The following is a 26,369-nucleotide window of genomic DNA, read 5'->3' on the forward strand; positions in this document are numbered from 1 at the left end:
CTTGCGCTCCTGGGTGCGGGTCCGGTCGGTCGTACGGGGGTCGGTACGGGTGGGTAGTACGGGCGGATACGGGTCGGTACGGGGCTGCGCCCGGGGCCGGGTCGGCGGGTGGCGGGCTCAGCCGGCGGCGGGAACCTTCTCCGGTGCGGTGGCGGTCCGGCCCGCGGGGACCTGGGCGGTCTTGGACCTGCGGGGCACGAGGAGGGCCAGCCCGGCGGCGAGCGCGACCGCTCCGGCGCCGATCCACAGGGCGGGAACGGTGCCGTCGGTGAAGGCCTGCGGGGACTCGTACCCGCCCTGGGCTGAGAAGACGGAGGCCAGGACGGCGACACCGAGGGCTCCGCCGAGCTCGCGCAGGGCGTTGTTCGCGCCGGAGGCCTTGCCCTGGTCGGCGGGGCGCACGGTGGACATCAGGACGTTGGCCGCCGGGGCGAAGTAGAGGGCCATGCCGATCCCGCTGAGGATCAGCGGCGGCAGCTGCGCGGCGTACGAGACGTCCGTGCTGAGGATCGCGGCGAACCAGCCGAGGCCGAGTGCCTGGAACGCCAGCCCGGCGGCGACCACGGGGCGGCCGCCGATGCGGTCGGAGAGTATCCCGGCCAGCGGGGCCACGATCATCGGCATGCCGGTCCAGGGGAGCATCCGCAGGCCGGCTTCGGTGGGCGAGTAGCCGGCGACGCCCTGGAGGAACTGGCTGAGCAGGAAGATCGAGCCGAACATGCCGAGGAACATCAGCAGGCCGGCCAGGTTGATCCCCAGGAAGCCGCGGTCCCGGAAGAGCCGCATGGGGAGCATCGGGTTCGCGTGGGTGGAGCCGTGGAGGACGAATCCCGCGACGAGGGCGGAGCCGAGGGTCAGGCCGGTGAGGACGGGCGCGCTGGTCCAGCCCTCGGAGTTGGCGTTGACCAGGGCGTAGACGATGCCGAAGAGGCCGCCGCTGATGAGCAGGGTGCCGGGGACGTCGAGGCGGGCGCCCGGGGCGGTGGACTCGGCGAGGCGCAGGCGGGCGAGCGGAATCAGGGCCAGTCCTGTCGGCACGTTGAGCCAGAAGATCCACTGCCAGGAGATGTGCTCGGTGAGGCTGCCGCCGATGAGGGGGCCGCTGGCGACGGCGAGGCCGGTGACGGCGCCGTAGATGCCGAGGGCCATGCCGCGCCGGGCCGCCGGGACGGCGGCGGTGAGGAGGGTCAGGGTGAGCGGCATCATGACGGCGGCTCCCACGCCCTGCACGGCACGGGCGGCGATGAGCGCGTCGATCCCGGGCGAGAGGGCGGCCGCGGCGGAGGCGCCGGTGAAGACGGCGAGGCCGGCGATGAACAGCCGGCGGCGGCCGAAGCGGTCGCCGAGGGCCGCGCCGAACATGAGGAGGACGGCGAAGGTGAGCGTGTAGGCGTTCACCGTCCATTCCAGGTCCTCCAGCCCGCCGCCGAGGTCCGCGCGGATGGCGGGGAGCGCGGTGGTCACGACGAGGTTGTCGAGTGCGGCCATGAAGCTGGCGACGCCGGTGAGGACGAGGGCCCACACGGCGGGCCCTCGGAGCTTGGTGCCGGAGTCCTGGGTGTGCATGATTCCCCCTGCGAGTTGTTAGTTATTGCTGACTAACTTTCCTGGCCATGGGAAGGCGCCCGGGCGAGCCCTGGCGTTCACCTCTCCAGGCGGCCGGTGATGCGGGCCGACGGGTAGAACCCTTCCCAGACCCGGTGGTCGAACGGGAAGCCCATGGCGGCCAAGACGTTGATCAGCATCCCGTAGGCCATGAAGGTCGTGGTCTCGTTCGGGTCCGCCCCCAGCGGCAGGTGGGCGGTGTCCCACAGTTCCATCCAGCCGGCCCTGACGACCTCGCCGAACTCGTGGTCGCCGGCCGCCTCGGCCGCGGCCACGGCGACGTACATCTGGAGCTGCATCTGGAGCTTGTCGGGGTCCTCGGTGATCAACCGGGTGTACGCGTTGGCGATGGCGTGCTGGGCCTCCTCGCCGTGCAGTCCTTCGACGGCGGAGGCGAAGAGCTCCCGGGTCTCCTTCAGGCAGCGCTCGGACGCGGCCAGGAAGATGGCCTGCTTGTTGGGGAAGAGCCGGAAGAGGTACGGCTGGGAGACACCCACCCGCTTGGCGATCGCCTCGGTGGAGGTCCCGTGGTATCCGCCCCGGGCGAACTCGTGCACCGCCGCACGAATGACGCTCTCGCGTCGCTCTTCTGCGCTCATCCTTGCCATACGGCGAAGTTAGTACTCAATCACTAACTTCGTCAAGGGCCGTCGTGGCGCTCTGCGAAGCAGCGGCCGGGGCATGGCCGAGCCGAGGGGGCGCGCCGCCGGGCCGGAAGGCCGGCGGCCGGGCCGGAAGGCCGGGCCGGAAGGCCGGGCCGGAAGGCCGGGCCGGAAGGCCGGGCCGGAAGGCCGGGCCGGAAGGCCGGGCCGGAAGGCCGGCGGCCGGGCCGGGTGCCGAGGGGGCGGGCACACCGCACCCTCGCACGCCCGGGCCCGCACTCGTTCAGGCCCTGACGTTCAGGCCTTCACACTCCTCAGGCGAGCGCGACCACCGCGCGGGACATGCCGAGGACCTTCTGGCCCGCGCTCATGGCGGTCAGGTCGACCCGCACCCGGTTGTCGTCCAGCTTCGCCGCGACCTTGGCGGTGACCTCGATCAGGCCGCCCTGGTCGTCGTTCGGGACCACGACGGGCTTAGTGAAGCGCACGCCGTACTCGACCACCGCGCCCGGGTCGCCCACCCAGTCGGTGACCACGCGGATCGCCTCGGCCATGGTGAACATGCCGTGGGCGATGACGTCCGGCAGCCCGACCTCCTTGGCGAACTTCTCGTTCCAGTGGATCGGGTTGAAGTCGCCCGAGGCGCCGGCGTACTGGACGAGCGAGGCGCGGGTCACGGGGAAGGACGCCGCGGGCAGCTCGGTGCCGACCTCGACGTCGGAGTACTTGATCTGCGCTGCCATGTCAGGCCTCCTCGGGGGCGCGGGAGACGAGCTTCGTCCACGCCGTCACCACGTGCTCGCCGGTCTCGTCGTGGACCTCGCCGCGGACATCGATGATGTCGTTGCCCGCGAGCGACTTCACGGCCTCGATGGTGGAGGTCACCGACAGACGGTCACCGGCACGCACCGGGCGGGAGTACGCGAACTTCTGGTCGCCGTGGACGACGCGGCTGTAGTCCAGGCCCAGCTGCGGGTCCTGGACGACATCGCCGGCCGCCTTGAATGTGATGGCGAACACGAAAGTCGGCGGAGCGATCACATCCGAGTGGCCGTAGGCCTTCGCCGCTTCGGGGTCGGTGTAGACGGGATTGGCGTCACCCACAGCGACCGCGAATTCGCGGATCTTCTCCCGGCCGACCTCGTACGGATCGGTGGGCGGGTAGCTCCGCCCCACGAAGGACTGGTCGAGAGCCATGACTCACTACCTCCTGTTGAAGGGACACGAAACACACAGGGACAAAGACTGGAGAGATCGGGTGTGAAAACGACACGAGGCCGCCCCCAATGAAGGGGACGACCTCATGACGGTGCCTGTTATTCGAGACTTCGCTGGGGTCAGCGGGTCTCGCGGTGCGCGGTGTGCGAGTTGCAGCGCGGGCAGTGCTTCTTCATCTCCATGCGGTCCGGGTTGTTACGCCGGTTCTTCTTGGTGATGTAGTTCCGCTCCTTGCACTCCACGCAGGCCAGCGTGATCTTCGGGCGGACGTCGGTGGCAGCCACGTGAGTGCTCCTTGACGGACTATGGGACGGATGAACGCATAAAAGAGTAGCCGATCGGGAGACCGACCCCGCAATCGGCTACTGTGGGTAGCGGCGACCGGACTTGAACCGGTGACACAGCGATTATGAGCCGCTTGCTCTACCGACTGAGCTACGCCGCTTTGATGTGATCAGCTCCCCACCCGAGGGTGGGGAACCTCTCTCACCAGAGCCCCAATGCGGAATCGAACCGCAGACCTTCTCCTTACCATGGAGACGCTCTACCGACTGAGCTATTGGGGCGAGCGATGAAGACATTACACGGTTGCCCGCCGATCGCCCAAATCCTTTGCGGGAGCAGGGCTCCGAGGGGGTTCGGAAGCCCTTCTCGATCAACCCGCAGGCCACTGGGACCCCACTTCTCCCGAAGTTTGTGTGCGAGCTCACACATCGCGCGCGCTCCCCGGGGACCGCGGGGGCGGCACGGACGACGCGGACGGCGGGGACGGCGGGGACGGCGGCGGGCAGTACGGGGGCGCACGCGCGGGCGCGGCCGCCGGGCACCACACCGGTACGACTATTGCCCTCTTCCGTGAAGCGGAGTGCACCGCGCCCTAGGCTCTGACCACGCTGCGTGATCTTGGGCCACGGGCCGCGGGCCGCGGCCACGGCCCCAGGAACCGCCCGAGCCACCGCAGGAGCGCGATGTCCGACAGCCAGCCGCAGCAGCCGTCCCCGTCCCGCCGCAGCGGCAGCGCGGCCGCCGCCGAGGCCACCACCCTGCTCCTCGCCGGGGCCCGCCTCACGGACGGCCGTACCGTCGACGTCCGCCTCGGCGGCGGCCGGATCCAGGCCGTCGGAACCACGGGCAGCCTCTCCTCCTCCGTGCTGTCCCGGGTCGACCTCAGCGGCTACCTGCTGCTTCCCGCCCCCGCCGAGCCCCACGCCCACGGGGACACCGCGCTGACCGCCGACGGCGACGGGCCCGTCTCGTACGCGCCCGACGAGGTGCAGCGCCGGGCCACCGAAGCGGCACTGCTCCAGCTCGGGCACGGCGCGACCGCCATGCGCTCCCACGTGCGCATCGGCGACATGTACGGTCTCGGCCCCATGGAGGCCGTGCTCCAGGCCCGGCGTTCCCTGCGCGGGCTCACGGACCTGACCGCGGTGGCCGTCCCCCGGCTGCTGACCGGGGTGGCCGGGGCGGAGGGACTCGCCATGCTGCGGGACGCGGTGAAGATGGGCGCCTCGGTGATCGGCGGCTGCCCGGACCTGGATCCGGACCCGACGGGCTTCCTCGAAGCCGTCCTGGAGCTCGCCGACGAGCACGGATGCCCCGTGGACCTGCACACGGACGGTGACGACCCGGCCCGCCTGGCCCGGCTCGCGGCGATGGCGGGCGGTCTGCGGCCCGGGGTGACCATCGGCCCCTGCGGGGGCCTGTCCCGGCTCCCGCTGGACGCGGCCGCCCGCGCCGCCGACCAGCTGGCCGCGGCCGGCGTAAGGGTGACCTGCCTGCCCCAGGGCGACTGCGCGGCCCTGGAACGCCGCGGCCTGCGCGCCGCCCCCGTACGGCTGCTGCGGGGCGCCGGCGTACGGGTCGCGGCGGGCAGCGGGGCGCTTCGGGACGCCGGGAACCCGGTCGGCCGGGGCGACCCGCTGGAGGCCGCGTACCTGCTGGCCTCCCAGGGCGGCCTGCGCCCCGGCGAGGCCTACGACTGCGTCAGCGCCTGCGCCCGCGAGGCCATGGGCCTGCCGGAGGTGCGCGTGGAGGCCGGCTTCCCCGCGGAGCTGCTCGCCGTGCGCGGGGACAGGATCGCGGGCGTGCTGTCCCTCGCGTACAGCCGGATCGTGGTCCACCGCGGGCGGGTGGTGGCCCGTACGAGCGCCGTACGGGAGTACTGCGACTCCGCCGTCGCGGTGGCCCTGGACCTGCCCCGGCAGGGCCGTACGGAGTCCGGCCCCTAGTGGGTGCCTTGCCGACGGACCGGGCGTGATCGGCGCGACACCCCCCGGGGGGTGTCTTCCCAGGGCGGGGGCGCCCGGCTCGTCGTACCGTCGGGGCATGCGCATCGTCATCGCGGGTGGACACGGTCGGATCGCGCTGCGGCTGGAGCGCCTGCTCGCCGCGCGCGGGTACGAGGTCGCGGGCATCATCCGCGATCCGGAGCAGGGCGACGACCTCAGGGAGGCGGGCGCCGAACCGGTGCTCTGCGATCTGGAGTCGGCCACGGTGGAGCATGTGGCGGGGATCCTGCAGGGTGCGGACGTGGCGGTGTTCGCGGCGGGCGCCGGCCCCGGCAGCGGTGCCGCACGCAAGGACACGGTGGACCGGGGCGCGGCGGTGCTGTTCGCCGACGCGGCCGAACGGGCCCGGGTGCGCCGCTTCCTGATGGTCTCTTCGATGGGCGCCGACGCCCATCACGAGGGCGACGAGGTGTTCGACGTCTATCTGCGGGCGAAGGGTGAGGCCGACGACCACGTCCGGACCCGGCTGGGCCTGGAGTGGACGGTCCTGCGCCCGGGCTCGCTGCTCGACGACGCAGGCAAGGGGCAGGTCCGCCTGGAGGTGCGCACGGGTCGGGGGGCCGTCCCGCGCGACGACGTGGCGGCGGTGCTGGCCGAGCTGGTGGAGACACCCGCGACGGCGGGCCTGACCCTGGAGCTGATCTCCGGCTCGACCCCGGTCGAGGTGGCCGTGAAGGACGTGGCGGGCAACTGACGGCCCGGCGGGCAGGCCGGCTCCGGGCCGGCCTCCCCGCCGACGGCTCAGAACTGCGCTTCCACCTTGTCGTCGGAGCGTCCGACCGAGTCCTGCTGGTAGCGGCTCTCGTACGCGTCGCGGATGCGTTCGATGCGCCCGCTGCGGTCGTCGGCGTCCTTCTCCGGGTACAGCAGGACCACTTCGTAGGACGTCTCGCGGACGATCTTGCCGTTCTCGCCGCGCCACTGGCCGTACCCGTCGTGGAGGGTCAGCCCCTCGGGGAAGGCGGGGGTGATCTCCTGGTCCAGGAACCGCATGAACTCCCGCTCGACGACCGGCCCCCCGCCGTCGGTCCGTTCGGTGCCGAAGTACAGCCGGGTCTCCCGGTAGGGCTCGCCCACGTCCGTATGCAGGGCGGCTCCCATCAGAGCCGGAATCCCCGCGCCGAGCAGGGCGATGAGTACCCCGCCGCCGACCTTCCCCCGCGTGTCAGATGTCCATTTCACCCCCGGAGAACGACCGCGGGCCCCCGACGATGCGCCGACGGTGGGGCCGGCGCCGGCTCCCCTGCGGCAAAAGCATCCCCTTCAGCCACCTCACTGCGGCACAATCTCGGCACGGAGCAAGCGAGTTGTCCGTACAGCGGGCAGCTGGCCGTACCAGCCGAACGGGGGCGCATGTTGATCAACTCGTCCCGGCGATCGTCGGTGGCTTCGCCGGCCACGTGATCGCCGAACGCATCAGCCGCGTGAAGTCGATCTCCACCAACACGCTCTTCCAGCAGCGGAAGCTGACGCAACGCCTCCGGCCACCGGGCCTGATCGACAACCTGAGCTCCTACTTCCACGGCTCGTACGCGCGACAGGACTTCGTGGACGGGTGGGTCCGGGTAGCACACCGTAACGACCCGACCACCCCCACGGCCCTTCGCGGCCCGACGGGCCGTCCGGGGCGACCCCGCAGCAGTGACTGGCGGAGGACCCGCGGAGTCCGCGGCGTGGGGCGAGCCCGCACGCCGCTCCGGCCCGCATAAACGAAATGACCCTTGATCACGTTTCCGCAGATCAAGGGCCATCTCTATCGCGTGGCGGCGCCAGGATTCGAACCTGGGTAGGCTAAGCCGACGGATTTACAGTCCGCTCCCATTGGCCACTCGGGCACACCGCCATGGGATGTCGCCTTCGAGGCCGCGTGTCCGCGGTTCTCCCTGGCAACGACGTAAACGATACCTGATGACCGGGGGTGCTTCGCCACCGGATTGATCAGCGCCGTGGGTGCGTGCGGTGGCTAGGCTTTGCCGAGCGGTCCGGGGATGTCCGGCCGCGCCCTCCGGGGTGATCGCAATCGACTTCAAGGAGCCACAGCACATGGCCGACTCCAGTTTCGACATCGTCTCGAAGGTCGAGCGGCAGGAGGTCGACAACGCCCTCAACCAGGCCGCCAAGGAGCTCTCGCAGCGCTACGACTTCAAGGGCACCGGCGCCACCATCGCCTGGTCCGGCGAGAAGATCCTGATGGAGGCGAACTCCGAGGAGCGCGTCAAGGCCGTCCTCGACGTCTTCGAGACCAAGCTGGTCAAGCGCGGGATCTCGCTCAAGGCGCTGGACGCCGGTGAGCCGCAGCTGTCCGGCAAGGAGTACAAGATCTTCGCCACGATCGAGGAGGGCATCTCCCAGGAGAACGCCAAGAAGGTCGCGAAGATCATCCGGGACGAGGGTCCGAAGGGCGTCAAGGCCCAGGTCCAGGGCGACGAGCTGCGCGTCAGCTCCAAGAGCCGCGACGACCTCCAGGCCGTCCAGGCCCTCCTCAAGGGCAAGGACCTGGAGTTCGCGATCCAGTTCGTGAACTACCGCTGACCCGGGTCCTCGACCTGCCACCACGCCGGCCCGGCGGTCTTCACCGACCGCCGGGCCGCGGTGGTTGCGGGGTGCGTAGGGCGTGTGTGCCGGGCGTGTGCGGCGCACGCGCTGGCGCGGGCCCCCATGGGCACTTGGGCGGCGGGGAGTGCGCCCAGCACGGTGGTGTCATCACATCACCGCGTGGCAGGGGGTTCTCGCATGCCTGGGGCCGGCACGTTTCGCGCGGACTTCGGGGCGTCCGTCGTCGTCGCACTGGTCGCCGTCCCCCTGTGCGTGGGGGTGGCGGTCGCCTCCGGGGTCCCCGCCGAGCTGGGGATCGTCACCGGCGTGGTCGGGGGGCTGGTCACCGGCTGGTTCCGCGGGAGCTCCCTCCAGGTGAGCGGGCCCGCTGCCGGGCTCACCGTGCTCGTCTACGAGGCAGTGCAGGCGTACGGCGCGGCCGCCCTCGGGGTGCTGGTGCTGGCCGCCGGGGCGGTGCAGGTGGGCATGGGGGTGCTGCGGCTCGGGCGGTGGTTCCGGGCGATCTCCGTGGCCGTCGTGCACGGCATGCTGGCCGGCATCGGGCTCGTGCTGATCTCCGGGCAGCTGTACGCCCTGGGCGACGCGGAGGCCCCCGGGCAGACCCTGGCGAAGCTGGGCGGGGTGCACGGGCTGGCGGCGCGGGCCGACTGGGCCGCGGTGCTGCTCGGGGCCGGGACCATCGCCGTCATCGTCGCGTGGCGGCGGGCGCCCGCCCGTCTGCGGCTGCTGCCCGGCGCGCTGGTCGCGGTGGCCGCCGCCACCACCACGGCCGCCCTGCTGCGGCTGCCCGTCGAGAAGGTGCGGGTGACGGGGGCCCTGGATGCCGTGTCCCCGCCCGGCTGGGCCGAGTTCGAGGTGCTGGCCTCCCTCGGCGCGGTCGGGACGGTGATCGCGCTGGCGCTGATCGCCTCCGCCGAGACCCTCTTCAGCGCCGCCGCCGTGGACCGGATGCACGACGGACCCCGCACGGAGTACGACCGGGAACTGATCGCCCAGGGCGTGGGCAACAGTGTCTGCGGGCTGCTCGGGGCACTGCCGATGACCGCCGTGATCGTCCGCAGCGCCGCCAACGTGGAGGCCGGCGCCCGCACCCGGGCGGCCCGCGTGATGCACGGCGGCTGGCTGCTGCTCTTCGCCGTGGCCCTCCCCCAGGTGTTGGAGAGCGTGCCGCTCGCCGCTCTGGCCGGGGTGCTCCTGTACGCGGGATGGAAGCTGCTGCCGGTCAGGGCGGTGGCCGCACTGTGGCGCACGCACCGGGGCGAGGCGGTGGTGCTGGTCACAACGGCCTGCGCGATCGTCGTCACCAACCTCTTCGAGGGGGTGCTGGTCGGGCTGGGGCTCGCCATCGCCAAGGCGGCCTGGGAGACCTCCCACGTGCACGTCGAGGAGGTGTGGGAGGACGGGGAGCTGTGCGTGCGGGTCATGGGGAACGCCAGCTTCCTGCGGCTGCCGAAGCTGCTCGACGCACTGGACGCGCTGCCGCACGGGCAGCCGGTCCGGCTCGACCTGAGCGGCCTGCGCCACCTCGACCACGCCTGCCTGACCGCCCTGGAAGGGTGGGAGCGCACCCGAGCGCCCCTTCCCGGCCGGGAAGGCGTCATCTAGCCCCGTTACCCTCCGCTGGTGACGGATGAGTTGAAGCGCACCCTGGGGGTAGCCGACGCGGTCGTCGTCGGGCTCGGCGCGATGGTGGGCGCCGGGGTGTTCGCGGCCTTCGCCCCGGCCGCGGGGGCGGCGGGAGGGGCGCTCCTCGCCGCTCTGGCGGTGGCGGCCCTCGTGGCCTACTGCAACGCGCACTCCTCGGCGCGGCTGGCCGCCCGGTATCCGGCCTCCGGGGGCACGTACGTGTACGGGCGGGAGCGGCTCGGCCCCTTCTGGGGCTATCTGGCCGGCTGGGGGTTCGTGATCGGCAAGACCGCGTCCTGCGCGGCGATGGCACTGACGGTGGGTGCCTACGTGTGGCCCGGGCGGGAGCACGCCGTGGCCGTGGCGGCGGTGGTGGCGGTCACGGCCGCGAGCTACGGCGGTGTCCAGAAGTCCGCCCGGATCGCCCGGCTGATCGTGGCGGCGGTCCTGGCGGTGCTGGCCGGGGCGGTCGTGGTGTGCCTGTCCTCGGGTGCGGCGGCACTGGAGCGGCTGGGCGGCCCGGACTGGACCCCCTTCGGGCTGCTGCAGGGCGCTGGCCTGCTGTTCTTCGCCTTCGCGGGCTATGCCCGGATCACCACCCTGGGTGAGGAGGTGCGGGACCCGGAACGGACCGTCCCGCGGGCGGTGCCGATCGCGCTGGGGATCGCCCTGCTGGTGTACGCGGCGGTAGGGGTGGCGCTGCTGTCGGTGCTCGGCGTCGAGGGACTGGCGGGGTCGTCGGCGCCGCTGGCGGACGCGGTCCGGGCGGCGGGCGGGCCGGAACTGGCGCCGGTGGTCCGGGTGGGCGCGGCCCTGGCCGCGCTGGGTTCCCTGCTGGCCCTCGTTCTCGGGGTGTCGCGGACCGTACTGGCGATGGCCCGGGACGGCCATCTCCCGCGCGCGCTGGCCGCCGTACATCCCCGGCACAGGGTGCCGCACCATGCCGAGCTCGCGGTGGGGGCGGTCGTGGCGGTGCTCGCGGCCACGGCCGATCTGCGGGGCGCGATCGGTTTCTCCTCCTTCGGCGTGCTCGCCTACTACGCGATCGCGAACGCCTCCGCGTGGACTCTCGATTCAGGTGTCAAGGGGCGGGCCGTGGCGGCGGTCGGGCTGTCCGGCTGTGTGGTGCTGGCGTGTGCGCTGCCCCTCGCGTCGGTGGTCGCGGGGGCTGCCGTACTGGCTCTGGGCGCGTTGGCGTACCAGGTGCGCGGCCGGCTCAGATCCGGGATCTGAACTCCGCCCAGGGAACCGGTTCCAGGTCGTGGTCCTCCCCCAGTGCGGACTCCTCGCAGAACCACGCCGTGCCGTCGAGCCAGCCGCGCAGCCAGCCCGCCAGGCTCGGGGCGTCGACGGACCAGGCCAGGTCGGGCTCCCCGGGATTCGGGTCGAACAGCAGGACCTGGGCCGTTGCGGATCTGCAGTCGACGCAGGCGTACACGGCGCAGCCGAGGTCGGCGACGGGCAGGACCCCCTCGGGCCACCGCCAGCCGGAGGCGCGTTGCGCCTCGTAGGCGGCGAGTGCCTGACGCAGTGGCAGCAGCCCGTGCTCCGGGCCGAATCCGCCGTCCGCGACGCGGGTGTAGAGCCGGGCGAGCAGGGGCGGCAGGGCGAAGCCGAGTATGCCCTGGGCGCGGGTGATCTCCCCTGCGCCCAGGGGCGCCGGCAGGGGCTCTGCATGCTCTTCGCGCCCGTGCGCGGCGTTGCGCGCACGGGCTGCGACTTGCTCCAGCAACTGCTCGGTCTCGTTCATGCGTTCATGGTGACGCACCCCACCGACAGCCGCCCCGGCCTGTGGACAACTCCTGACCGGGCCGCGTCAGACGTGTCTCACCGCGCGGCGAACGGGGCGTCCGTGGGGACGATTTCGCGGCCCAGCGGGAGCAGGGAGAGCGGGACCATCTTGAAGTTGGCGATGCCGAAGGGGATGCCGATGATCGTGACGCAGAGCGCGATGCCGGTGACGATGTGGCCCAGGGCGAGCCACCAGCCGGCGAGGACGAGCCAGAGCACGTTGCCGACGCAGGATCCGGCGCCGGCGTCGTGGCGCTCGACCGTGGTGTAGCCGAACGGCCAGAGGGCGTAGACGGCGATGCGGAAGGCGGCGATGCCGAACGGGATGCCGATGATGGTGATGCAGAGGAGCACACCCGCGAGCACGTATCCCAGGAACAGCCAGATGCCGCTGAGGATGAGCCAGATGACGTTCAGGATTGTCTTCATCGGCGTCGGCCTGCCATCTGTTCGAGCCGGGCGATCCGCTCGGCCATAGGGGGGTGGGTCGAGAACATCTTGGTCAATCCCTGACCGGGGCGGAAGGGGTTGGCGATCATCATATGACTCGCCGTCTCCAGCCGTGGTTCGGGCGGCAGCGGGAGCTGCTTGGTCCCCGCGTCGAGTTTGCGCAGGGCACTGGCGAGGGCCAGCGGGTCCCCGGTGAGCTGGGCGCCGGAGGCGTCGGCCTCGTACTCGCGCGAGCGGCTGACGGCCAGCTGGATCACGGACGCGGCCAGCGGGCCCAGGATCATGATCAGCAGCATGCCGAGCAGACCGGGGCCCTCGTCGTCGTTCGACCTGCCGACGGGGATGAGCCAGGCGAAGTTCACCAGGAACATGATCACCGAGGCGAGTGCTCCGGCCACCGACGAGATGAGGATGTCGCGGTTGTAGACGTGGCTGAGCTCGTGGCCGATGACCCCGCGCAGCTCGCGCTCGTCGAGGATGCGCAGGATGCCCTCGGTGCAGCAGACCGCGGCGTTGCGCGGGTTGCGGCCGGTGGCGAAGGCGTTCGGGGCCTCGGTGGGCGATATGTACAGGCGTGGCATGGGCTGGCGCGCGGACGTGGAGAGCTCGCGCACCATGCGGTAGAGCTGAGGTGCCTCGAATTCGCTGACGGGACGGGCGCGCATCGCGCGCAGAGCGAGTTTGTCGCTGTTCCAGTAGGCGTAGGCGTTCGTCCCGAGTGCGACGACGACGGCGACGATCAGGCCGGTCCGGCCGAAGAAGCTGCCGATGAGGATGATGAGTGCGGACAGCCCGCCGAGGAGTACGGCGGTCTTGAGCCCGTTGTGCCGGCGGTGCACGGTACGCCCTCCAAGTGGTTCGGCAGGGGAGCCCGTCATGGATTTGAGGGTCTACGGTCCAGTGGACCCTCCCTTCCTGGTCAACGCGAGGTGAGGGCGTCTGGTTCCCAGGGCGTGCCGGGACGGGGGCCCGCCGCCGCCCCCTCGGCGGGGGCGGCGGGGCCGCCGTGCGCGTTGCTCCGTACGGGCTGACCGGCCCGGTACGGGCTACTGCGTGAAGAGGCTCCCCGACGCGACGCGCAGGACGAGCTGCGGGGCACCCGAGAGGACGACAGCGGTGATCGCGGTCGCGACGATGGCCGCCGCGACCGGCCAGGGGGCCTTCGTACGGACCGGCGCGCCCTCCGCGGCCGACGCGCCCTCGGGCGCCCGGAAGAGCAGCGCCGTCCAGCGCAGGTAGTAGTACAGGGCGATGACGACGTTGACCGCCATGAGCACGGCCAGCCATCCCAGGCCCGCGTCGACGGCGGACTGGAAGACGGTGACCTTGGCGAAGAGCCCGATGATGCCCGGCGGCAGGCCGGCCAGGCAGAGCAGGAAGAAGGCCAGGGAGAGGGCGGCCAGCGGGCGCTCGGCGTACAGGCCGCGGTAGTCGCTGATCCGGTGGAGCGGCTTCGTACGGGCGACGAGGGCGGCCACGGCGAAGGCGCCGAGGTTCACGGCGGCGTACATCAGGGCGTAGGCGAGGGTGGAGCCGATCTGGTCGCGCTCGGAGTACGCGGCGGCGGCGATCGGGACCAGCAGGTAGCCGGCCTGGCCGACCGAGGACCAGGCGAGCAGCCGTACGGCACTGTTCGGGCGGTCCGCGGACTGGCGCACGGCGGCGGCGTTGCCCAGGGTCATGGTGAGCGCGGCGAGGACGGCGATGGCCGGGCCCCAGATCTGCGAGTACGCCGGGAAGGCGATCACCGTGACGAGGATGAGGCCGGTGAAGCCCACGGCCTTGCCGATCACCGAGAGGTAGCCGGCGATGGGCAGGGGGGCTCCGACGTAGGTGTCGGGGACCCAGAAGTGGAAGGGGACGGCCGCGGTCTTGAACGCGAAGCCGACCAGGGTGAGCGCGACGCCGGCCATGGCGAGGGTGTCGAACTGTCCGGGGACGTCCTCGAGGCGGTCGGCGACCTGGGTGAGGTGCAGCGAGCCGGTGACGGCGTAGACGAAGCTGACGCCCATCAGCGACACGGCGGTGGCGGTGACGGAGGACAGGAAGAACTTCAGGGCGGCCTCGGAGGAGAGCCGGTCGCCGCGCCGCAATCCCACGAGGGCGAAGGCGGGCAGGGACGCGACCTCCAGCGCGACGATCAGGGTGGCCAGGTCGCGGGAGGCGGGCAGCAGGGCGGCGCCGGCCGCGGAGGAGAGCAGCAGGAACCAGTACTCGCCTGCGGGCATCCGCGTGTCGCGCACGGCGGTGACCGACAGGAGCGCGGTGAGCAGGGCTCCGGCCAGCACCAGGAACTGGACGACGACCGTGAAGTGGTCGACGGTGTAGCTGCAGGCCTCCGGATCGGCGGTGAGGCAGAAGGTGGAGCGGCCGCCTGCGCGCAGCGGGATCAGGGTGGCGGTCGCGGCGGCCAGGCCGGCCACCGAGATCCAGCCGAGGGCCGCCTTGTGCCGCTCGGCGACGAAGAGGTCGGCCACGAGGACGACCAGGCCGACGACGGCGGTGATCACCACGGGTGCGATGGCGAGCCAGTCGACGGACTGGACCAGGCTGGGGCTCTCGGCCGCGAGGACCGTCAGGGCCGTCATGAGTTGCCTCCTGCGAGGAGCTGCTGGACGGCCGGGTCGGTCAGGCCGAGGAGGAGCGCGGGCCACAGGCCGGCGAGGACGGTGAGGGCGACGAGCGGGGTCCAGGCGGCGAACTCGTAGCGGTGGACGTCCGCGACGGCGAGCTCGGGGCCGGCCGCGGGGTCTCCCATGCAGACGCGCCGTACGACGACCAGCAGGTAGGCGGCCGTGAGCAGGGTGCCGAACGCGCCGACGGCCGTGTACGTGAGGAACGCGGCCCGGGGCAGGCCCTCGGCCGGGTCGAAGGCACCGAAGAGCGCCAGCATCTCGCCCCAGAAGCCGGCGAGGCCGGGCAGGCCCAGGGAGGCGACGGCGGCGAAGGCGAGGAGGGCGCCGAAGCGGGGGGCGCGGCCGTAGAGGGCGGCGCCGGTGGCTCCGGCGAGGGTGTCGAGGTCGGCGGTCCCGTAGCGGTCCTTGAGGGCGCCGACCAGGAAGAAGAGGAGGCCGGTGATCAGGCCGTGGGCGATGTTGGCGAAGAGGGCGCCGTTGACTCCCGTGGGGGTCATGGACGCGATGCCGAGGAGCACGAAGCCCATGTGGCCGACGGAGGAGTAGGCGATGAGCCGCTTGAGGTCGCCCTTGTTCCCCTTGCGGGCCAGTGCGAGGCAGGCGAGCGATCCGTAGACGATGCCGACGACGGCGAAGGCGCCCAGGTAGGGGGCGAAGGTGGCCATGCCGTCGGGGGTGACGGGGAGCAGGATGCGGACGAACCCGTACGTGCCCATCTTGAGCAGGACGCCGGCCAGGAGGACGGATCCGACGGTGGGGGCGGCGGTGTGGGCGTCGGGCAGCCAGCTGTGCAGGGGCCACATCGGGGTCTTCACGGCGAGGCCGGTGCCGATGGCGAGGACGGCCAGGAGCTGGGTGGTGTGCGTCAGTTCGCGGCCGTTGTCAGAGGCGAGTGCCACCATGTCGAATGTGTCCGCCGTCACACCGATGAGGAGGAGGCCGAGCAGCATGACGACGGAGCCGAGGAGCGTGTAGAGGATGAACTTCCAGGCGGCGGCCTGCCGCTGGGCACCGCCCCAGCGGGCGATCAGGAAGTACATCGGGATGAGGACCATCTCGAAGGCGAGGAAGAAGAGCAGCAGGTCGAGGACGGCGAAGGTGGCGAGGGTGCCGGACTCGAGGACGAGGAGCAGCGCGACGAAGGCCTTCGGGGAAGGGCCCGCGGGGAGCTTGAAGTAGCTGTAGAGCGCGCAGAGGAAGAACAGCAGCGCGGTCATCAGGAGGAGGGGGAGCGAAATGCCGTCGACACCGAGGTGGATCCGGACGTCCAGCGCCGGGATCCAGCTGATGTCCGTCGTCGCCTGGAAGCGGGACGGGGCGTCGTGGTCGAAGCCCAGGGTGAGGGCGATCGCCGCGGCGAGGATCACGCCGGTCACGGTCACGCCGTGTCGGAGGACGGCCTGCTCGGGGCTGCGGCCCTTGAGACCGGGCGGGGCCGGCAGGAGGGCCGCGGCGGCTCCGAGGAGCGGTGCGGCCAGCATGAACGCCAGAAGGAACTGCATCACGGACGGGCTGATATCAATCACGGCTGACTCACGGCTCACGATCCGGCGTTGACGTTGGCGAGGACGGCGGTGGCGATCGCCAGGACCACGGCGCCGGCGAGCAGGGCGCTCAGGTAGCTCTGCACGTTGCCGGTCTGGGCGCGGCGTACGAGGCCGCCGAGCAGCCGGGTGCCGCTGCCCGCGCCGCGGACGTAGGTGTCCACGACCTCGCGGTCGAGGAAGCTGACGAGGCGGGCCGCCGCACGGACGGGGCGGACGAACAGCCGGTCGTAGACGGCGTCGAGGTGGAAGCCGTCGGCCGCGTGGCGGTGCAGGGGGCCCAAGAGGGCCCGGCCGGGGTCGGCGGCGGGACCCGCCGGGACGGTGGGGTGCTCGTGGGTGACCTCCGCGACCTCGGGCGTCTCGGCCGCGGACTCGGCGGCCGCGGACACCGTGGCGGCCACGGCGGCCGGCTGCTCGGCGGCGGCTGTGGCGGGTCCGGCCGCGGGGGCCGTGGCGGTCTTGGCCGTGGCGCGCTGCCAGAGGGCGTAGGTGAGCATCGCGCCGATGACGGCGGCGCCCGTGCCGAGGACCGAGGTGGCCACGGTCGGGGTGAGGGCCCTGCCGTCGAACCAGTCGGCGATCGAGTCGGCCGCGAGGCCGAAGGCGACCGACGGGACGGCCAGCAGCCACAGCACGCCCGTCATGGCGAAGGGCTCCTTGCCGTGGTCGGGGGCGGCTGCGCCCCGGCCGCGGAAGGCCATCAGCCACAGCCGGGCGGCGTAGGCGGCGGTGAGCAGGGCGGTGAGCACGCCGGCGATCAGCACCAGCCAGCCGGCGGCGCTGGGAGCGAGGTCGGAGTGGCCGGTGGCGGTCTGCTCGGCGGCGACGAGGACGGCTTCCTTGGAGAAGAAGCCGGCGAAGGGCGGGATGGCGGCGAGCGCGAGAAGCGCGATCGTCATCGTCCAGAAGGCGTCGGGAATGCGCTTGGCCAGGCCGTCCATCCGGGACATGGCGGCCAGGGAGTTCGTACCGGCGGCGTGGATGATCACGCCTGCGCCCAGGAAGAGGAGCGCCTTGAAGGCGCCGTGGGACAGGAGGTGGAAGACGGCGGCGCCGCGGTCGCCGACGGCCAGGGCGCCGGTCATGTAGGCGAGCTGGCCGATCGTGGAGTAGGCGAGGACCCGCTTGATGTCGTCCTGGGCGAGGGCGGCGAGGGCGGAGCCGACCATCGTGACGGCCGCCATGACGGCCATGACGACCAGTGCGGCGGCGGAGGCCGTGAAGACGGGCAGGAGGCGGGCGATGAAGTAAACACCGGCGGCGACCATCGTCGCGGCGTGGATGAGCGCGGAGACGGGGGTGGGGCCGGCCATGGCGTCGGGGAGCCAGGTGTGCAGCGGGAACTGCGCGGACTTGCCCGCGACTCCGGCGAGCAGGAGGAGCGCGATCAGCGTCGGGTGGTCGAGTCCGCCGGCGGCGACGGTTCCGAGGATCTTGGTGATCCGGAAGGAGCCGGCGTCGGTGGCGAGCGCGAACAGGCCGATCAGGAAGGGGACGTCACCGAGCTTGGTGACGAGGAAGGCCTTCAGGGAGGCGGAGCGGGCCGCTTCGGTCTCCCAGTAGTGGCCGACCAGGAAGTACGAGCAGATGCCCATGACTTCCCAGCCGACGAGCAGCACCATCAGGTCGCCGGAGTAGACGACGAGCAGCATGGCGGAGGTGAAGAGCGAGACGAGGGCGGCGTACGACGGGTAGCGCGGGTCCTCGCGGAGGTACGCCGTCGAGTAGAGCTGAACGCAGGTGGCGACGACCCCGACCAGGACGGCGACCAGGGCGGCGAAGCCGTCGATGTAGAGCGAGAGGTCGATCGGCACCGAGCCGGTCGGGGTCAGCTCGGTCGCGGTGCTGATGGGCTGCCCGCCGCCCTGGCGGACGGCGACGGTGACGGCCAGTACGGCGGCGGCGAGCGTCGGCAGGATCGCGAGCGGGCGGACGAATCCGGGGGCGCTGCGGCCGAGCAGCAGTCCCGCGACCGCGCCCAGGAAGGGGAGCAGCGGGACGAGGACGGCGAGGGTCGTGGTGCTCACGCGGCGACCTCCGGCCGGGCGGTGCCGGTGCTGTCGCCGGCGTTGTTCGGGTGGGGCTCGTGGCCCTCGGAGGTGTCGCGCAGGCGGTCGACGTCCGAGGTGCCCCGGTTGCGGTAGACCATCAGCACGATCGCGAGGCCGATGCCGATCTCGGCGGCGGCGATGGCGATGGTGAAGAGGGTGAGGGCCTGGCCGGCGTGCAGGGTGTCGCGCAGCCATACGTCGAAGGCCACCAGGTTGAGGTTGACGGCGTTGAGCATCAGCTCGACGGACATCAGGACCAGGATGGCGTTGCGGCGGGCGAGCACTCCGTACAGGCCGGTGCAGAAGAGGAGCGCCGCTAGCACGGCGGGGTAGGCGAGGTGCATCAGCGCTGTCCCTTGTCACTGGCGTCTGCGGGGTCGTTGCGGCGGGACAGCACGATGGCGCCGATCAGGGCGGCGAGGAGGAGGACGGAGAGCGCCTCGAAGGGCAGCACCCAGTGCTGGAAGAGGATCTCGCCGGAGACCTTCGTGGAGCCCTGGACCGGCCCGTCGAGGTCGATCCAGGTGGTGCGGAAGGCGTCGACGACCACCCAGACCAGGGCGACGGCCGCGACGGCGGCGACGCCGAGCGCGACCACGCGGTTGCCGGAGTCGGCGTCCGGGGAGCGGCCGATGGGGGCCTTGGTGAGCATCAGCCCGAAGAGGAGGAGGACGACCACGGAACCGAGGTAGATCAGGACCTGGACCCAGGCGATGAACTCGGCGGTCAGCAGCAGGTACTCGACGGCGATGCCGCCCAGCGTGACGACCAGCCAGAGGGCGGCGTGGACCAGCTGCTTGGTGGTGACCGTGACGAGGGCCGCGCCGAAGGTGGCGAGGCCCACGAGGAGGAAGGCGATCTCGACGCCGGTCGGGGACAGGAACCCGGGCCCGGTGGTGGCGGCGGCCAGGGTGGCGGCGGGGGTCACGCGTCTGACTCCGGGGTCGGGGTGGTCGGCGGTTCGGTCTCGGCGGCCTGGGCGGCGGCTTCGGCGGCCGCCGAGGCGGCGGCTGCTGCCGCTTCGGCCTTCTCCACGGCCTTGCGGGCGGCGGCGATCTCCTTGGGCTCCTCGGCGGCCGGGTCCAGGGCGGGCGGGGCCGGGACGGTCCACATCCACTCGCGGAGTTTGTCGCGCTCGTGGGTCAGCTCGTGGATGTCGGTCTCCGCGTACTCGAACTCCGGCGACCAGAAGAGGGCGTCGAAGGGGCACACCTCGATGCAGATGCCGCAGTACATGCAGAGGGAGAAGTCGATGGCGAAGCGGTCGAGGACGTTGCGGCTGCGCTCGCGGCCGCCGGGGGTGGAGGCGGGGACCGTCTCCTTGTGGGAGTCGATGTAGATGCACCAGTCGGGGCACTCACGGGCGCACAGCATGCACACCGTGCAGTTCTCCTCGAACAGGCCGATGACCCCGCGGGAGCGGGGCGGGAGTTCGGGCTGGACCTCGGGGTACTGGGCCGTGTGCGAGCGCTTCGTCATCGTGCGCAGCGTGACGGCCAGGCCCTTGGCGAGGCCGGATCCGGGGATGGGCATTACTGGATCGCCACCTTCACGATGCCGGTGAGCGCGATCTGGGCGAGCGCGAGCGGGATGAGTGTGGTCCAGGCGAGCTTCTGGAGCTGGTCCTCGCGCAGGCGCGGGTAGCTCACGCGGAGCCAGATCACGACGAAGGCGAGGACCGCGGTCTTGAGCAGGGTCCAGACCCAGCCGAGGCCGTCGGCGCCGAAGGGGCCGTGCCAGCCGCCGAGGAAGAGGACGGTGGTGAGGAAGCAGAGGACGACGATGCCGGCGTACTCGGCGAGCAGGAACAGCGCGAAGCGCAGGCCGGTGTACTCGGTGTACGCGCCGAAGATGATCTCTGAGTCGGCGACGGGCATGTCGAAGGGGGGCCGCTGCAGTTCGGCGAGGCCGGCGGTGAAGAAGACGAGCGCGCCGACGATCTGCCAGGGCAGCCACCACCACTGGAAGCCCTCGACGATGCCGGTGAGGGAGACCGTCCCGGCGGCCATCGCGACGGAGGCGGCGGCCAGCAGCATGGGGAGCTCGTAGGCGAGCAGCTGCGCGGCGGTGCGCAGGCCGCCGAGCAGGGAGAACTTGTTCGCGGAGGCCCAGCCGGCCATGAGGGAGCCGAGGACTCCGACGCCCATGACGGCGAGCACGAAGAACAGGCCGGCGTCGATGACCTGGCCGACCGCCCCCTCGCCCGGGCCGATCGGGATGGCGAGGAGGACGAGGAGGTACGGCAGCAGGGCGACGGCGGGGGCCAGCTGGAAGATCCGGCGGTCGGCGTTGGCCGGGACGACGTCTTCCTTCTGCGCGAACTTCACGCCGTCGGCGACGAGCTGCGCCCAGCCGTGGAAGCCGCCGGCGTACATGGGGCCGAGGCGGCCCTGCATGTGGGCCATCACCTTGTGCTCGGTCTGCCCGACGACGAGCGGGAGCACGAGGAAGACGGCGAAGACGACGATCAGCCGCAGGGCGACGTCGAGGACGTCGTTCACGCGTCGCCTCCGTTGTCGGTGGTGGGGTGGGTCTCGGGATGGGTCCCGGGGTCCTTGGGTTCCGGTGCGGGCTCGGCTCCCGGCTCGGCCTTCGGTGCGGCCGCGGGGGATGCGCCGGGCTCGGCCTTCGGAGCCGGTTCGCGGGCCGGCTCTTCGAAGGCGGGCTTCGGGTCGTGCCAGGGGGCGTCGGAGCTGCGGGGTGCGGTGCGGCGCGCCGGACGCGCCGCCTCACCCGCGCCGGCAGCGGCGCCTGCGGCCTGGCCGGCCGCGCCGCCGTCGGAAGGCGGGGCCTGGCTCGCGGAGCCGTCGGCCGCCGAGCGGGTACGGCGCGGCGGGCGGGCCGCGGCTTCCGTGTCCGGGGCGTCCGGGGCGGGCGCCTCCGCGGCCTGGCTCGCGGAGCCGTCGGCCGCCGAGCGGGTACGACGGGCCGGGCGGGCGGGGGCTTCCGGAGCCTCCGCGGCCGGAACGGCCGCGGACGGGGCGGCCGCGGACGGGGCGGCCGCGGACGGGGCGGCCGCGGACGGGGCGGCCGCGGACGGGGCGGCCGCGGACGGGGCGGCCGTCTCGGCTGCCTGGCTCGCCGAGCCTTCCGCGACCGAGCGGCTGCGGCGCGGCGGGCGGGCCGGGGTCTGCGGGGTGGCGGCTTCGACGGCCTGGGTGGCCGAGCCCTCGGCGACCGAACGGGTCCGGCGGACGGGGCCGCCCTCGCGCGGGGTACGGGCGGCGGCGCCCGCCGTTCCGGCGGCGCGCGGGGTGCGGGCCGGACGGGCCGGGGCCGGCGGAAGCTGGCCCTTCATGGGGCCCCAGTCGTTGGGGTCCGGCACGCCGGGCGGCAGCATCTGACGGCGCTTCGGGGCGTCCGGGTCGTGGGCCTCACCCGGCTCCTTGGCCCCCGGCCAGGCCTTCGCGACGCGCGCGGCCAGCACGAAGTCCTTGCGCAGCGGGTGCCCCTCGAAGTTCTCCGGGAGGAGGAGGTGCACCAGGTGCGGGTGGTCGGTGAAGGTGATCCCGAACATCTCGAACGTCTCGCGCTCGTGCCATTCCGCCCCCGCGTAGACGGCGACCGCCGACGGCAGGGAGGGGGCGCTGTGCGGGACGGTCGTGCGCAGCAGGAGGCGGCGTACGCGGCGGTTCTCCAGCGAGGCGACGTGCGCGCAGACCCGGAAGCCGGTTCCGGGCTCGTCCACCGCGCTCAGCCAGTCGAAGTACGTGCAGCCCAGCTTGTCCCGGGCGATCTCCAGGGAGGAGATCCAGCTGCCGACGGGCACGTCCACCGTGAGGACGTCGTACGAGAGCTCGGCGAGGGCCTCGGCGCCGAAGACCGTCGGCGCGGCGTCGGGGAGGGAGTCGTAGAGGTTCACGCGCCGGCCCCCCCGGTGGGCGCGGGCGGGGGCGTGACCAGGCCGCTGGTCAGCTGGGAGACGGACGGTCCCGAGGCGTAGCGCTCGGCCAGCGACTCCCGGGCGATCTTCTCCTGGAGCTTGAGGATGCCCTGGAGGAGCGCTTCCGGGCGCGGCGGGCAGCCGGGCACGTAGACGTCGACGGGGATGATCTGGTCGACGCCCTTGGTCACCGAGTACGAGTCCCAGTACGGGCCGCCGCAGTTGGAGCAGGCGCCGAAGGAGATGACGTACTTCGGCTCCGGCATCTGCTCGTAGAGCCGCTTGACGGCGGGGGCCATCTTGTCCGTGACGGTGCCCGAGACGATCATCAGGTCGGCCTGGCGCGGACCCGGTGCGAAGGGGATGACGCCGAGGCGGATGAAGTCGTGCCGGGCCATCGACGCGGCGATGAACTCGATCGCGCAGCAGGCGAGGCCGAAGTTGAAGACCCACAGGCTGTACCGGCGGCCCCAGTTCAGGACCACCTTCATCGGTTCCGGGGCCAGACGGGAGAGGACTCCGAGGCGCTTGGGCTCCGGGAGCAGCTCCGGCTGAGGTGTCACGTCCATTCGAGGACGCCCTTCTTGTACGCATAGAGCAGGCCGACGGCCAGGAAGCCCAGGAAGACGAACATCTCGACCAGGGTCGTGGCGCCGTAGCCGGCGGCGGCGAACACCGTCGCCCACGGGAACAGGAAGATCGAGTCGACGGCGAAGATGACGTAGAGGAAGGCGTAGACGTAGTAGCGGACCTGGGTGTGCGCCCAGCCCTCGCCGACGGGGTCCACGCCGCACTCGTACGTCAGCAGCTTCTCGCGGGTCGGGACGACGGGCCGCAGGAGGCGGCCCGCTCCGAAGGCGACGGCCACGAAGAGCACACCGAGGGCCGCCAGCAGACCGACGACCGAATAACTCCGGAAGTAGTCCGCCGCGAGCACGGTTACGGTCGATACCGTTGGTTCGGACACGTCCGTTCCTCGCTCCTCGGTCACTGTCGACTATCTGGTACGGACGGGAGTCTAGGGCCTGCCTCACACGGGGTGGGGTTATCCCCCGTTCACAGCACCCCGGACACCCCATGGCATCGGGGGACCCGGCTTGACAGGCTGTGGCGCATGACCACGAGCCATGTCATCCCCGACAACGATCGGCCTCCTCCCGTGCGGCCCGTATTCAGTGCCGTCACATGGAGGGAAATCGCCCATCTGGTGACCAACCTGCCAGAGGGGATCATCGGATTCGTTTACGCGGTTGTCATGGTTTCCACCACGGGCGGTCTTTCCGTGACCGCGATCGGACTTCCTTTGCTGGCGGTCGGTCTCTTTCTGTCTCGGCAATGGGGACGGCTGGAGCGGGCCCGGGCGCGGTGGCTGCTGGGCGTACGGGTGGAGGAGCCGACCCCGATCCCCGGGCCGCGTCGGTCCGGCGGGTTCTTCCCCTGGCTGTGGACGAGCATCAAGGATCCGGTCGGCTGGCGGACCGTGCTCTACCAGCTGATCCGGCTGCCTTGGGGGGTACTCACCTTCACGGTAGTCCTGACCGGCCTGTTCGTGCTGTGGCCGGTGCTGCCGTATCTGGTGCGGCTGCTGGCGAACGCGGACCGGGCGATGGCACGGGGCCTGCTGTCCCCCTCCGACGGCCTGGAGCGGCGGATCGCGGAGCTGGAGTCCGACCGGGGCGTGGTGGTCGACACCGCGGCGGCGGACCTGCGGCGCATCGAACGGGATCTGCACGACGGGGCGCAGGCGCGGCTGGTCGCGCTGGCGATGGGGCTGGGCCTGGCGAAGGAGAAGCTGCTGGAGGACCCGGAGGGCGCGGCGGCGATGGTCGACGAGGCCCACGGGGAGGTGAAGCTGGCCCTCCAGGAGCTGCGGGACCTGGCGCGCGGGATCCACCCGGCGGTGCTGACCGACCGGGGGCTGGACGCGGCGCTGTCGTCGGTGGCGGCGCGGTGCGTGGTGCCGGTGAAGGTGCTGGTCGACCTGCCGTCGGGGCAGGAGGCCCGGCCGGCGGAGGCGATCGAGGGGATCGCGTACTTCGTGGTGTCCGAGCTGCTGCAGAACGTGAGCAAGCACGCGAGGGCGCGGGGCGCGACCGTGGAGGTGTGGCGGGCGGGGGCCCGGCTGGTCATCCGGGTGTCGGACGACGGACGGGGCGGAGCGGATACGTCCGGCGGGAGCGGGCTGGCGGGGCTGGCGGAGCGGCTCGATGCGGTGGACGGGGTGCTGGTGGTGGACTCCCCCGAGGGGGAGGGGACGGTGGTGACGGCGGAGCTGCCGTGGCGTGACCGCCGCTGAGGTCTCGCCGCGCCGCGGCCGGGCTGGGTGGCTGGCCGGCTGGCTGGCCGGCTGGCCGGCTGGCCGGCTGGCCGGCTGGCCGGCTGGCCGGCTGGCCGGCTGGCCGGCTGGCTGGCTGGCTGATTTTGCGGGACTCCCGTCCGGGTGGGCGGGAGTCCCGTTCGCCTGCCGGGCACGGCGCCGTTTCCTGGGGCGCCGCCCCAGACCCGCGCCTCAAACGCCGGCGGGGCTGAAATGGTGCGGCGGGCTCCGGAAGACCGGGCCACGGCCCCGACACGGCCGGAGGGAGCGGGCGCCGCGCCAGACCCCGCGCCTCCAACGCCGGCGGGGCTGGACTGGGCGGCGGGGCTGGGTCGCTCGGGGCCGCGGGGTGGGGTTAACCCCCGGGTGGAGATGCCTACTCGCCGCATGGTCTCGGGGTGGGGGCGGGGGCGAGGGTGGGGCGTAGTCGAGGAGCGGAAGGGCGGGTCGGGAGATGGACGACGGCAAGGGCAGGCGTGGGGGTGCCGGGGCGGTGCTGTGGGCCCCGGTGGCGGGGCGGACCTGGCGGGAGTTCGCGTACCTGCTGGTCGGGCTGCCGCTGAGCACGCTGTACTTCTCGCTCGCCATCACGGGCGTGAGCCTCGGCGCCGGGCTGCTCGTCACCTTCCTCGGCGTGCCGGTCCTGGCGGGCGTCCTCGCGATGTGCCGTGGGTTCGGGCGGCTGGAGCGGGCCCGGGTGCGCGCGCTGCTGGGGGCGGACATCGCCGAGCCGGCGCCGATCCGGGCGAAGAAGAGCGGGCCGCTGGCCGCCGTGGGCGCGGTGCTCAAGAGCGGGAGCGCCTGGCGGCACCTGCTGTACTCGGTGATCCACTTCCCGTGGGCGGTGTTCGGTTTCTGCCTGGCACTGACGTTCTGGGCGGCCGGCTGGGCGTACCTGCTGTACCCGCTGTGGTTCTGGGTCTTCCCGGCCTACACCGACCAGCCCGGGCTCCAGCTCTTCCAGAACGGCGACTACTCCTTCTACCTCGACTCCCCCGGCGAGATCGCCCTCACCTGCCTGGTCGGACTGGCCTTCACCCTCGCCACCCCGTGGGTGATCCGGGCGCTGACCACCGTCGACCGGGTCATGGTCGGCGGTCTGCTCGGGGCGTCCCGGCTGGACAGCAGGGTCAGCGAGCTGGAGTCCGACCGGGGGGTCGTCGTGGACACCGCCGCCGCCGACCTGCGTCGCATCGAACGGGACCTGCACGACGGCGCGCAGGCCCGGCTGGTCTCGCTGGCCATGGACCTGGGGATGGCCCGGGAGAAGCTGGCCGAGGACCCGCGGGCGGCCGCCCGCATGGTGGACGAGGCGCACGGCGAGGTGAAGATCGCCCTGCAGGAGCTGCGGGACCTGGCCCGCGGGATCCACCCGGCGGTGCTGACCGACCGGGGACTGGACGCGGCGCTGTCGGCGGTGGCGGCGCGGTGCGCCGTGCCGGTACGGGTGGCCGTGGACCTCCCGGCCCGGCCGACCGCGGCGATCGAGGGGATCGCGTACTTCACGGTCTCGGAGCTGCTGCAGAACATCAGCAAGCACGCCGGGGCCCGGTCCGCCTCGGTGGACGTGTGGAAGTCCGGGGGGCGGCTGCTGCTGCAGGTCGCCGACGACGGCCGGGGCGGGGCGGACGCTTCCGACGGGAGCGGGCTGGCCGGGCTCGCCGAGCGGCTGGACGCCGTGGACGGGGTGCTGGTCGTCGACTCCCCGGACGGTGGAGGGACGACGGTGACCGCCGAGCTGCCGTGGCGGGCGTAGGCCCGCGGCAGCCCCGGCGAGCCCGCGGCAGCCCGGGCCG

The 26,369-nt window shown here is 72.5% G+C and carries 27 protein-coding genes and 3 tRNA genes; 8 read left to right on the forward strand and 22 right to left on the reverse strand.

The features are described 5' to 3' along the window. Positions 1-117: 117 nt before the first annotated feature. The 7 genes from ACZ3X1_RS15430 to ACZ3X1_RS15460 form a co-directional block, all read right to left on the reverse strand. Positions 118-1,566, reverse strand: a complete 1,449-nt coding sequence (locus ACZ3X1_RS15430) for a DHA2 family efflux MFS transporter permease subunit (protein WP_467279973.1) — start codon at positions 1,564-1,566, stop codon at positions 118-120. A 77-nt stretch (positions 1,567-1,643) separates the two neighbouring features. Continuing rightward, positions 1,644-2,213 carry a TetR/AcrR family transcriptional regulator gene (locus ACZ3X1_RS15435; RefSeq protein ID WP_467279974.1) on the reverse strand — a complete coding sequence of 190 codons (570 nt, stop codon included), beginning with the start codon at positions 2,211-2,213 and terminating at the stop codon, positions 1,644-1,646. 308 nt (positions 2,214-2,521) lie between these two features. Next, positions 2,522-2,950 carry a MaoC family dehydratase gene (locus tag ACZ3X1_RS15440; protein WP_356812073.1) on the reverse strand — a complete coding sequence of 143 codons (429 nt, stop codon included), beginning with the start codon at positions 2,948-2,950 and terminating at the stop codon, positions 2,522-2,524. 1 nt (position 2,951) lies between these two features. Continuing rightward, positions 2,952-3,404, reverse strand: coding sequence for a MaoC family dehydratase N-terminal domain-containing protein (locus tag ACZ3X1_RS15445; protein ID WP_356812072.1), 453 nt, complete (start codon positions 3,402-3,404; stop codon positions 2,952-2,954). A 140-nt stretch (positions 3,405-3,544) separates the two neighbouring features. Then, positions 3,545-3,709 carry a 50S ribosomal protein L33 gene (gene rpmG / locus ACZ3X1_RS15450; protein WP_007265873.1) on the reverse strand — a complete coding sequence of 55 codons (165 nt, stop codon included), beginning with the start codon at positions 3,707-3,709 and terminating at the stop codon, positions 3,545-3,547. Between the two features lie 88 nt (positions 3,710-3,797). Then, positions 3,798-3,870, reverse strand: a tRNA-Met gene (locus ACZ3X1_RS15455). A 48-nt stretch (positions 3,871-3,918) separates the two neighbouring features. Continuing rightward, positions 3,919-3,991: transfer RNA gene (locus ACZ3X1_RS15460), tRNA-Thr, on the reverse strand. A 402-nt stretch (positions 3,992-4,393) separates the two neighbouring features. On the opposite strand from ACZ3X1_RS15460, the gene ACZ3X1_RS15465 reads away from it, so the two are divergent. Further along, on the forward strand, positions 4,394-5,656 hold the full coding sequence (locus ACZ3X1_RS15465) for an amidohydrolase family protein (protein ID WP_467279975.1): 1,263 nt from the start codon (positions 4,394-4,396) through the stop codon (positions 5,654-5,656). A gap of 97 nt (positions 5,657-5,753) precedes the next feature. Further along, a complete protein-coding gene (locus ACZ3X1_RS15470; protein WP_356812069.1) occupies positions 5,754-6,410 on the forward strand; it encodes an SDR family oxidoreductase in 657 nt (218 codons plus the stop codon). A gap of 47 nt (positions 6,411-6,457) precedes the next feature. On the opposite strand, the gene ACZ3X1_RS15475 is transcribed toward ACZ3X1_RS15470, so the two are convergent. Beyond that, positions 6,458-6,898, reverse strand: a complete 441-nt coding sequence (locus ACZ3X1_RS15475; protein ID WP_467279976.1) for a DUF3574 domain-containing protein — start codon at positions 6,896-6,898, stop codon at positions 6,458-6,460. Positions 6,899-6,927: 29 nt separating this feature from the next. On the opposite strand from ACZ3X1_RS15475, the gene ACZ3X1_RS15480 reads away from it, so the two are divergent. Next, positions 6,928-7,425 (forward strand): DUF6313 family protein, encoded by a 498-nt coding sequence (locus tag ACZ3X1_RS15480; protein WP_467280053.1) that lies wholly within the window; start codon positions 6,928-6,930, stop codon positions 7,423-7,425. A 52-nt stretch (positions 7,426-7,477) separates the two neighbouring features. Here ACZ3X1_RS15480 and ACZ3X1_RS15485 read toward each other — a convergent pair. Continuing rightward, a tRNA-Tyr gene (locus ACZ3X1_RS15485) sits at positions 7,478-7,559 on the reverse strand. A gap of 200 nt (positions 7,560-7,759) precedes the next feature. Here ACZ3X1_RS15485 and ACZ3X1_RS15490 point away from each other — a divergent pair. The 3 genes from ACZ3X1_RS15490 to ACZ3X1_RS15500 all read left to right on the forward strand — a co-directional run bounded on the left by ACZ3X1_RS15490 (position 7,760) and on the right by ACZ3X1_RS15500 (position 11,131). Next, positions 7,760-8,248: a YajQ family cyclic di-GMP-binding protein gene (locus tag ACZ3X1_RS15490; protein WP_356812065.1), complete on the forward strand. Its 489-nt coding sequence runs from the start codon at positions 7,760-7,762 to the stop codon at positions 8,246-8,248. Positions 8,249-8,449: 201 nt separating this feature from the next. Then, on the forward strand, positions 8,450-9,877 hold the full coding sequence (locus ACZ3X1_RS15495) for a SulP family inorganic anion transporter (protein ID WP_390075803.1): 1,428 nt from the start codon (positions 8,450-8,452) through the stop codon (positions 9,875-9,877). Between the two features lie 18 nt (positions 9,878-9,895). Then, positions 9,896-11,131, forward strand: coding sequence for an APC family permease (locus ACZ3X1_RS15500; protein WP_356812063.1), 1,236 nt, complete (start codon positions 9,896-9,898; stop codon positions 11,129-11,131). Here the strand turns inward: ACZ3X1_RS15500 and ACZ3X1_RS15505 are convergent. The 13 genes from ACZ3X1_RS15505 to ACZ3X1_RS15565 form a co-directional block, all read right to left on the reverse strand. Then, entirely contained in the window at positions 11,115-11,648 is a 534-nt protein-coding gene (locus ACZ3X1_RS15505) for an SMI1/KNR4 family protein (protein WP_467279977.1), read from the reverse strand. The genes ACZ3X1_RS15500 and ACZ3X1_RS15505 overlap by 17 nt on opposite strands. Positions 11,649-11,725: 77 nt before the next feature. Continuing rightward, entirely contained in the window at positions 11,726-12,118 is a 393-nt protein-coding gene (locus tag ACZ3X1_RS15510; RefSeq protein WP_356812061.1) for a YccF domain-containing protein, read from the reverse strand. Further along, on the reverse strand, positions 12,115-12,978 hold the full coding sequence (gene htpX, locus ACZ3X1_RS15515; protein ID WP_356812078.1) for a zinc metalloprotease HtpX: 864 nt from the start codon (positions 12,976-12,978) through the stop codon (positions 12,115-12,117). The genes ACZ3X1_RS15510 and htpX overlap by 4 nt, the downstream gene beginning before the upstream one ends. Before the next feature lie 207 nt (positions 12,979-13,185). Continuing rightward, positions 13,186-14,727, reverse strand: coding sequence for an NADH-quinone oxidoreductase subunit N (locus ACZ3X1_RS15520; protein WP_467279978.1), 1,542 nt, complete (start codon positions 14,725-14,727; stop codon positions 13,186-13,188). Next, complete coding sequence (locus tag ACZ3X1_RS15525; protein WP_356812077.1) at positions 14,724-16,277, reverse strand: complex I subunit 4 family protein; 1,554 nt, start codon at positions 16,275-16,277, stop codon at positions 14,724-14,726. The genes ACZ3X1_RS15520 and ACZ3X1_RS15525 overlap by 4 nt, the downstream gene beginning before the upstream one ends. A 38-nt stretch (positions 16,278-16,315) precedes the next feature. Beyond that, complete coding sequence (locus ACZ3X1_RS15530) at positions 16,316-18,349, reverse strand: NADH-quinone oxidoreductase subunit 5 family protein (RefSeq protein ID WP_467279979.1); 2,034 nt, start codon at positions 18,347-18,349, stop codon at positions 16,316-16,318. Further along, positions 18,346-18,717 (reverse strand): NADH-quinone oxidoreductase subunit NuoK, encoded by a 372-nt coding sequence (gene nuoK / locus ACZ3X1_RS15535; RefSeq protein ID WP_356812058.1) that lies wholly within the window; start codon positions 18,715-18,717, stop codon positions 18,346-18,348. The genes ACZ3X1_RS15530 and nuoK overlap by 4 nt, the downstream gene beginning before the upstream one ends. Next, a complete protein-coding gene (locus ACZ3X1_RS15540) occupies positions 18,717-19,301 on the reverse strand; it encodes an NADH-quinone oxidoreductase subunit J family protein (protein ID WP_467279980.1) in 585 nt (194 codons plus the stop codon). Before ACZ3X1_RS15540 ends, nuoK begins: the two co-directional genes overlap by 1 nt. After that, on the reverse strand, positions 19,298-19,906 hold the full coding sequence (locus tag ACZ3X1_RS15545) for a NuoI/complex I 23 kDa subunit family protein (protein WP_356812057.1): 609 nt from the start codon (positions 19,904-19,906) through the stop codon (positions 19,298-19,300). Before ACZ3X1_RS15545 ends, ACZ3X1_RS15540 begins: the two co-directional genes overlap by 4 nt. Continuing rightward, positions 19,906-20,874 carry a complex I subunit 1/NuoH family protein gene (locus tag ACZ3X1_RS15550; protein WP_356812056.1) on the reverse strand — a complete coding sequence of 323 codons (969 nt, stop codon included), beginning with the start codon at positions 20,872-20,874 and terminating at the stop codon, positions 19,906-19,908. The genes ACZ3X1_RS15545 and ACZ3X1_RS15550 overlap by 1 nt, the downstream gene beginning before the upstream one ends. Beyond that, entirely contained in the window at positions 20,871-22,235 is a 1,365-nt protein-coding gene (locus ACZ3X1_RS15555; protein ID WP_467279981.1) for an NADH-quinone oxidoreductase subunit C, read from the reverse strand. Before ACZ3X1_RS15555 ends, ACZ3X1_RS15550 begins: the two co-directional genes overlap by 4 nt. Then, positions 22,232-22,825, reverse strand: a complete 594-nt coding sequence (locus ACZ3X1_RS15560; protein ID WP_030653517.1) for an NADH-quinone oxidoreductase subunit B — start codon at positions 22,823-22,825, stop codon at positions 22,232-22,234. The genes ACZ3X1_RS15555 and ACZ3X1_RS15560 overlap by 4 nt, the downstream gene beginning before the upstream one ends. Beyond that, the gene (locus ACZ3X1_RS15565; protein ID WP_030037398.1) at positions 22,816-23,223 is read right to left on the reverse strand and encodes an NADH-quinone oxidoreductase subunit A; all 408 of its coding nucleotides are present in this window, start codon (positions 23,221-23,223) and stop codon (positions 22,816-22,818) included. Before ACZ3X1_RS15565 ends, ACZ3X1_RS15560 begins: the two co-directional genes overlap by 10 nt. A gap of 147 nt (positions 23,224-23,370) precedes the next feature. Here ACZ3X1_RS15565 and ACZ3X1_RS15570 point away from each other — a divergent pair, with 147 nt between their 5' ends. After that, positions 23,371-24,552 (forward strand): sensor histidine kinase, encoded by a 1,182-nt coding sequence (locus tag ACZ3X1_RS15570; RefSeq protein WP_467279982.1) that lies wholly within the window; start codon positions 23,371-23,373, stop codon positions 24,550-24,552. Between the two features lie 475 nt (positions 24,553-25,027). After that, the gene (locus ACZ3X1_RS15575) at positions 25,028-26,329 is read left to right on the forward strand and encodes a sensor histidine kinase (protein WP_467279983.1); all 1,302 of its coding nucleotides are present in this window, start codon (positions 25,028-25,030) and stop codon (positions 26,327-26,329) included. The last annotated feature ends 40 nt before the right edge of the window (positions 26,330-26,369 follow it).

Source organism: Streptomyces sp. NPDC023541, from assembly GCF_055559995.1.

Coding starts and splice junctions, on each gene's coding strand:
- ACZ3X1_RS15430 (WP_467279973.1), bottom strand. CDS start 1,566: ATGCACACCCAGGACTCCGGCACCAAGCTCCGAGGGCCCGCCGTGTGG.
- ACZ3X1_RS15435 (WP_467279974.1), bottom strand. CDS start 2,213: ATGGCAAGGATGAGCGCAGAAGAGCGACGCGAGAGCGTCATTCGTGCG.
- ACZ3X1_RS15440 (WP_356812073.1), bottom strand. CDS start 2,950: ATGGCAGCGCAGATCAAGTACTCCGACGTCGAGGTCGGCACCGAGCTG.
- ACZ3X1_RS15445 (WP_356812072.1), bottom strand. CDS start 3,404: ATGGCTCTCGACCAGTCCTTCGTGGGGCGGAGCTACCCGCCCACCGAT.
- ACZ3X1_RS15465 (WP_467279975.1), top strand. CDS start 4,394: ATGTCCGACAGCCAGCCGCAGCAGCCGTCCCCGTCCCGCCGCAGCGGC.
- ACZ3X1_RS15470 (WP_356812069.1), top strand. CDS start 5,754: ATGCGCATCGTCATCGCGGGTGGACACGGTCGGATCGCGCTGCGGCTG.
- ACZ3X1_RS15480 (WP_467280053.1), top strand. CDS start 6,928: ATGCGCCGACGGTGGGGCCGGCGCCGGCTCCCCTGCGGCAAAAGCATC.
- ACZ3X1_RS15490 (WP_356812065.1), top strand. CDS start 7,760: ATGGCCGACTCCAGTTTCGACATCGTCTCGAAGGTCGAGCGGCAGGAG.
- ACZ3X1_RS15495 (WP_390075803.1), top strand. CDS start 8,450: ATGCCTGGGGCCGGCACGTTTCGCGCGGACTTCGGGGCGTCCGTCGTC.
- ACZ3X1_RS15505 (WP_467279977.1), bottom strand. CDS start 11,648: ATGAACGAGACCGAGCAGTTGCTGGAGCAAGTCGCAGCCCGTGCGCGC.
- ACZ3X1_RS15510 (WP_356812061.1), bottom strand. CDS start 12,118: ATGAAGACAATCCTGAACGTCATCTGGCTCATCCTCAGCGGCATCTGG.
- ACZ3X1_RS15520 (WP_467279978.1), bottom strand. CDS start 14,727: ATGACGGCCCTGACGGTCCTCGCGGCCGAGAGCCCCAGCCTGGTCCAG.
- ACZ3X1_RS15525 (WP_356812077.1), bottom strand. CDS start 16,277: ATGCAGTTCCTTCTGGCGTTCATGCTGGCCGCACCGCTCCTCGGAGCC.
- nuoK (WP_356812058.1), bottom strand. CDS start 18,717: ATGCACCTCGCCTACCCCGCCGTGCTAGCGGCGCTCCTCTTCTGCACC.
- ACZ3X1_RS15545 (WP_356812057.1), bottom strand. CDS start 19,906: ATGCCCATCCCCGGATCCGGCCTCGCCAAGGGCCTGGCCGTCACGCTG.
- ACZ3X1_RS15560 (WP_030653517.1), bottom strand. CDS start 22,825: ATGGACGTGACACCTCAGCCGGAGCTGCTCCCGGAGCCCAAGCGCCTC.
- ACZ3X1_RS15570 (WP_467279982.1), top strand. CDS start 23,371: ATGACCACGAGCCATGTCATCCCCGACAACGATCGGCCTCCTCCCGTG.
- ACZ3X1_RS15575 (WP_467279983.1), top strand. CDS start 25,028: ATGGACGACGGCAAGGGCAGGCGTGGGGGTGCCGGGGCGGTGCTGTGG.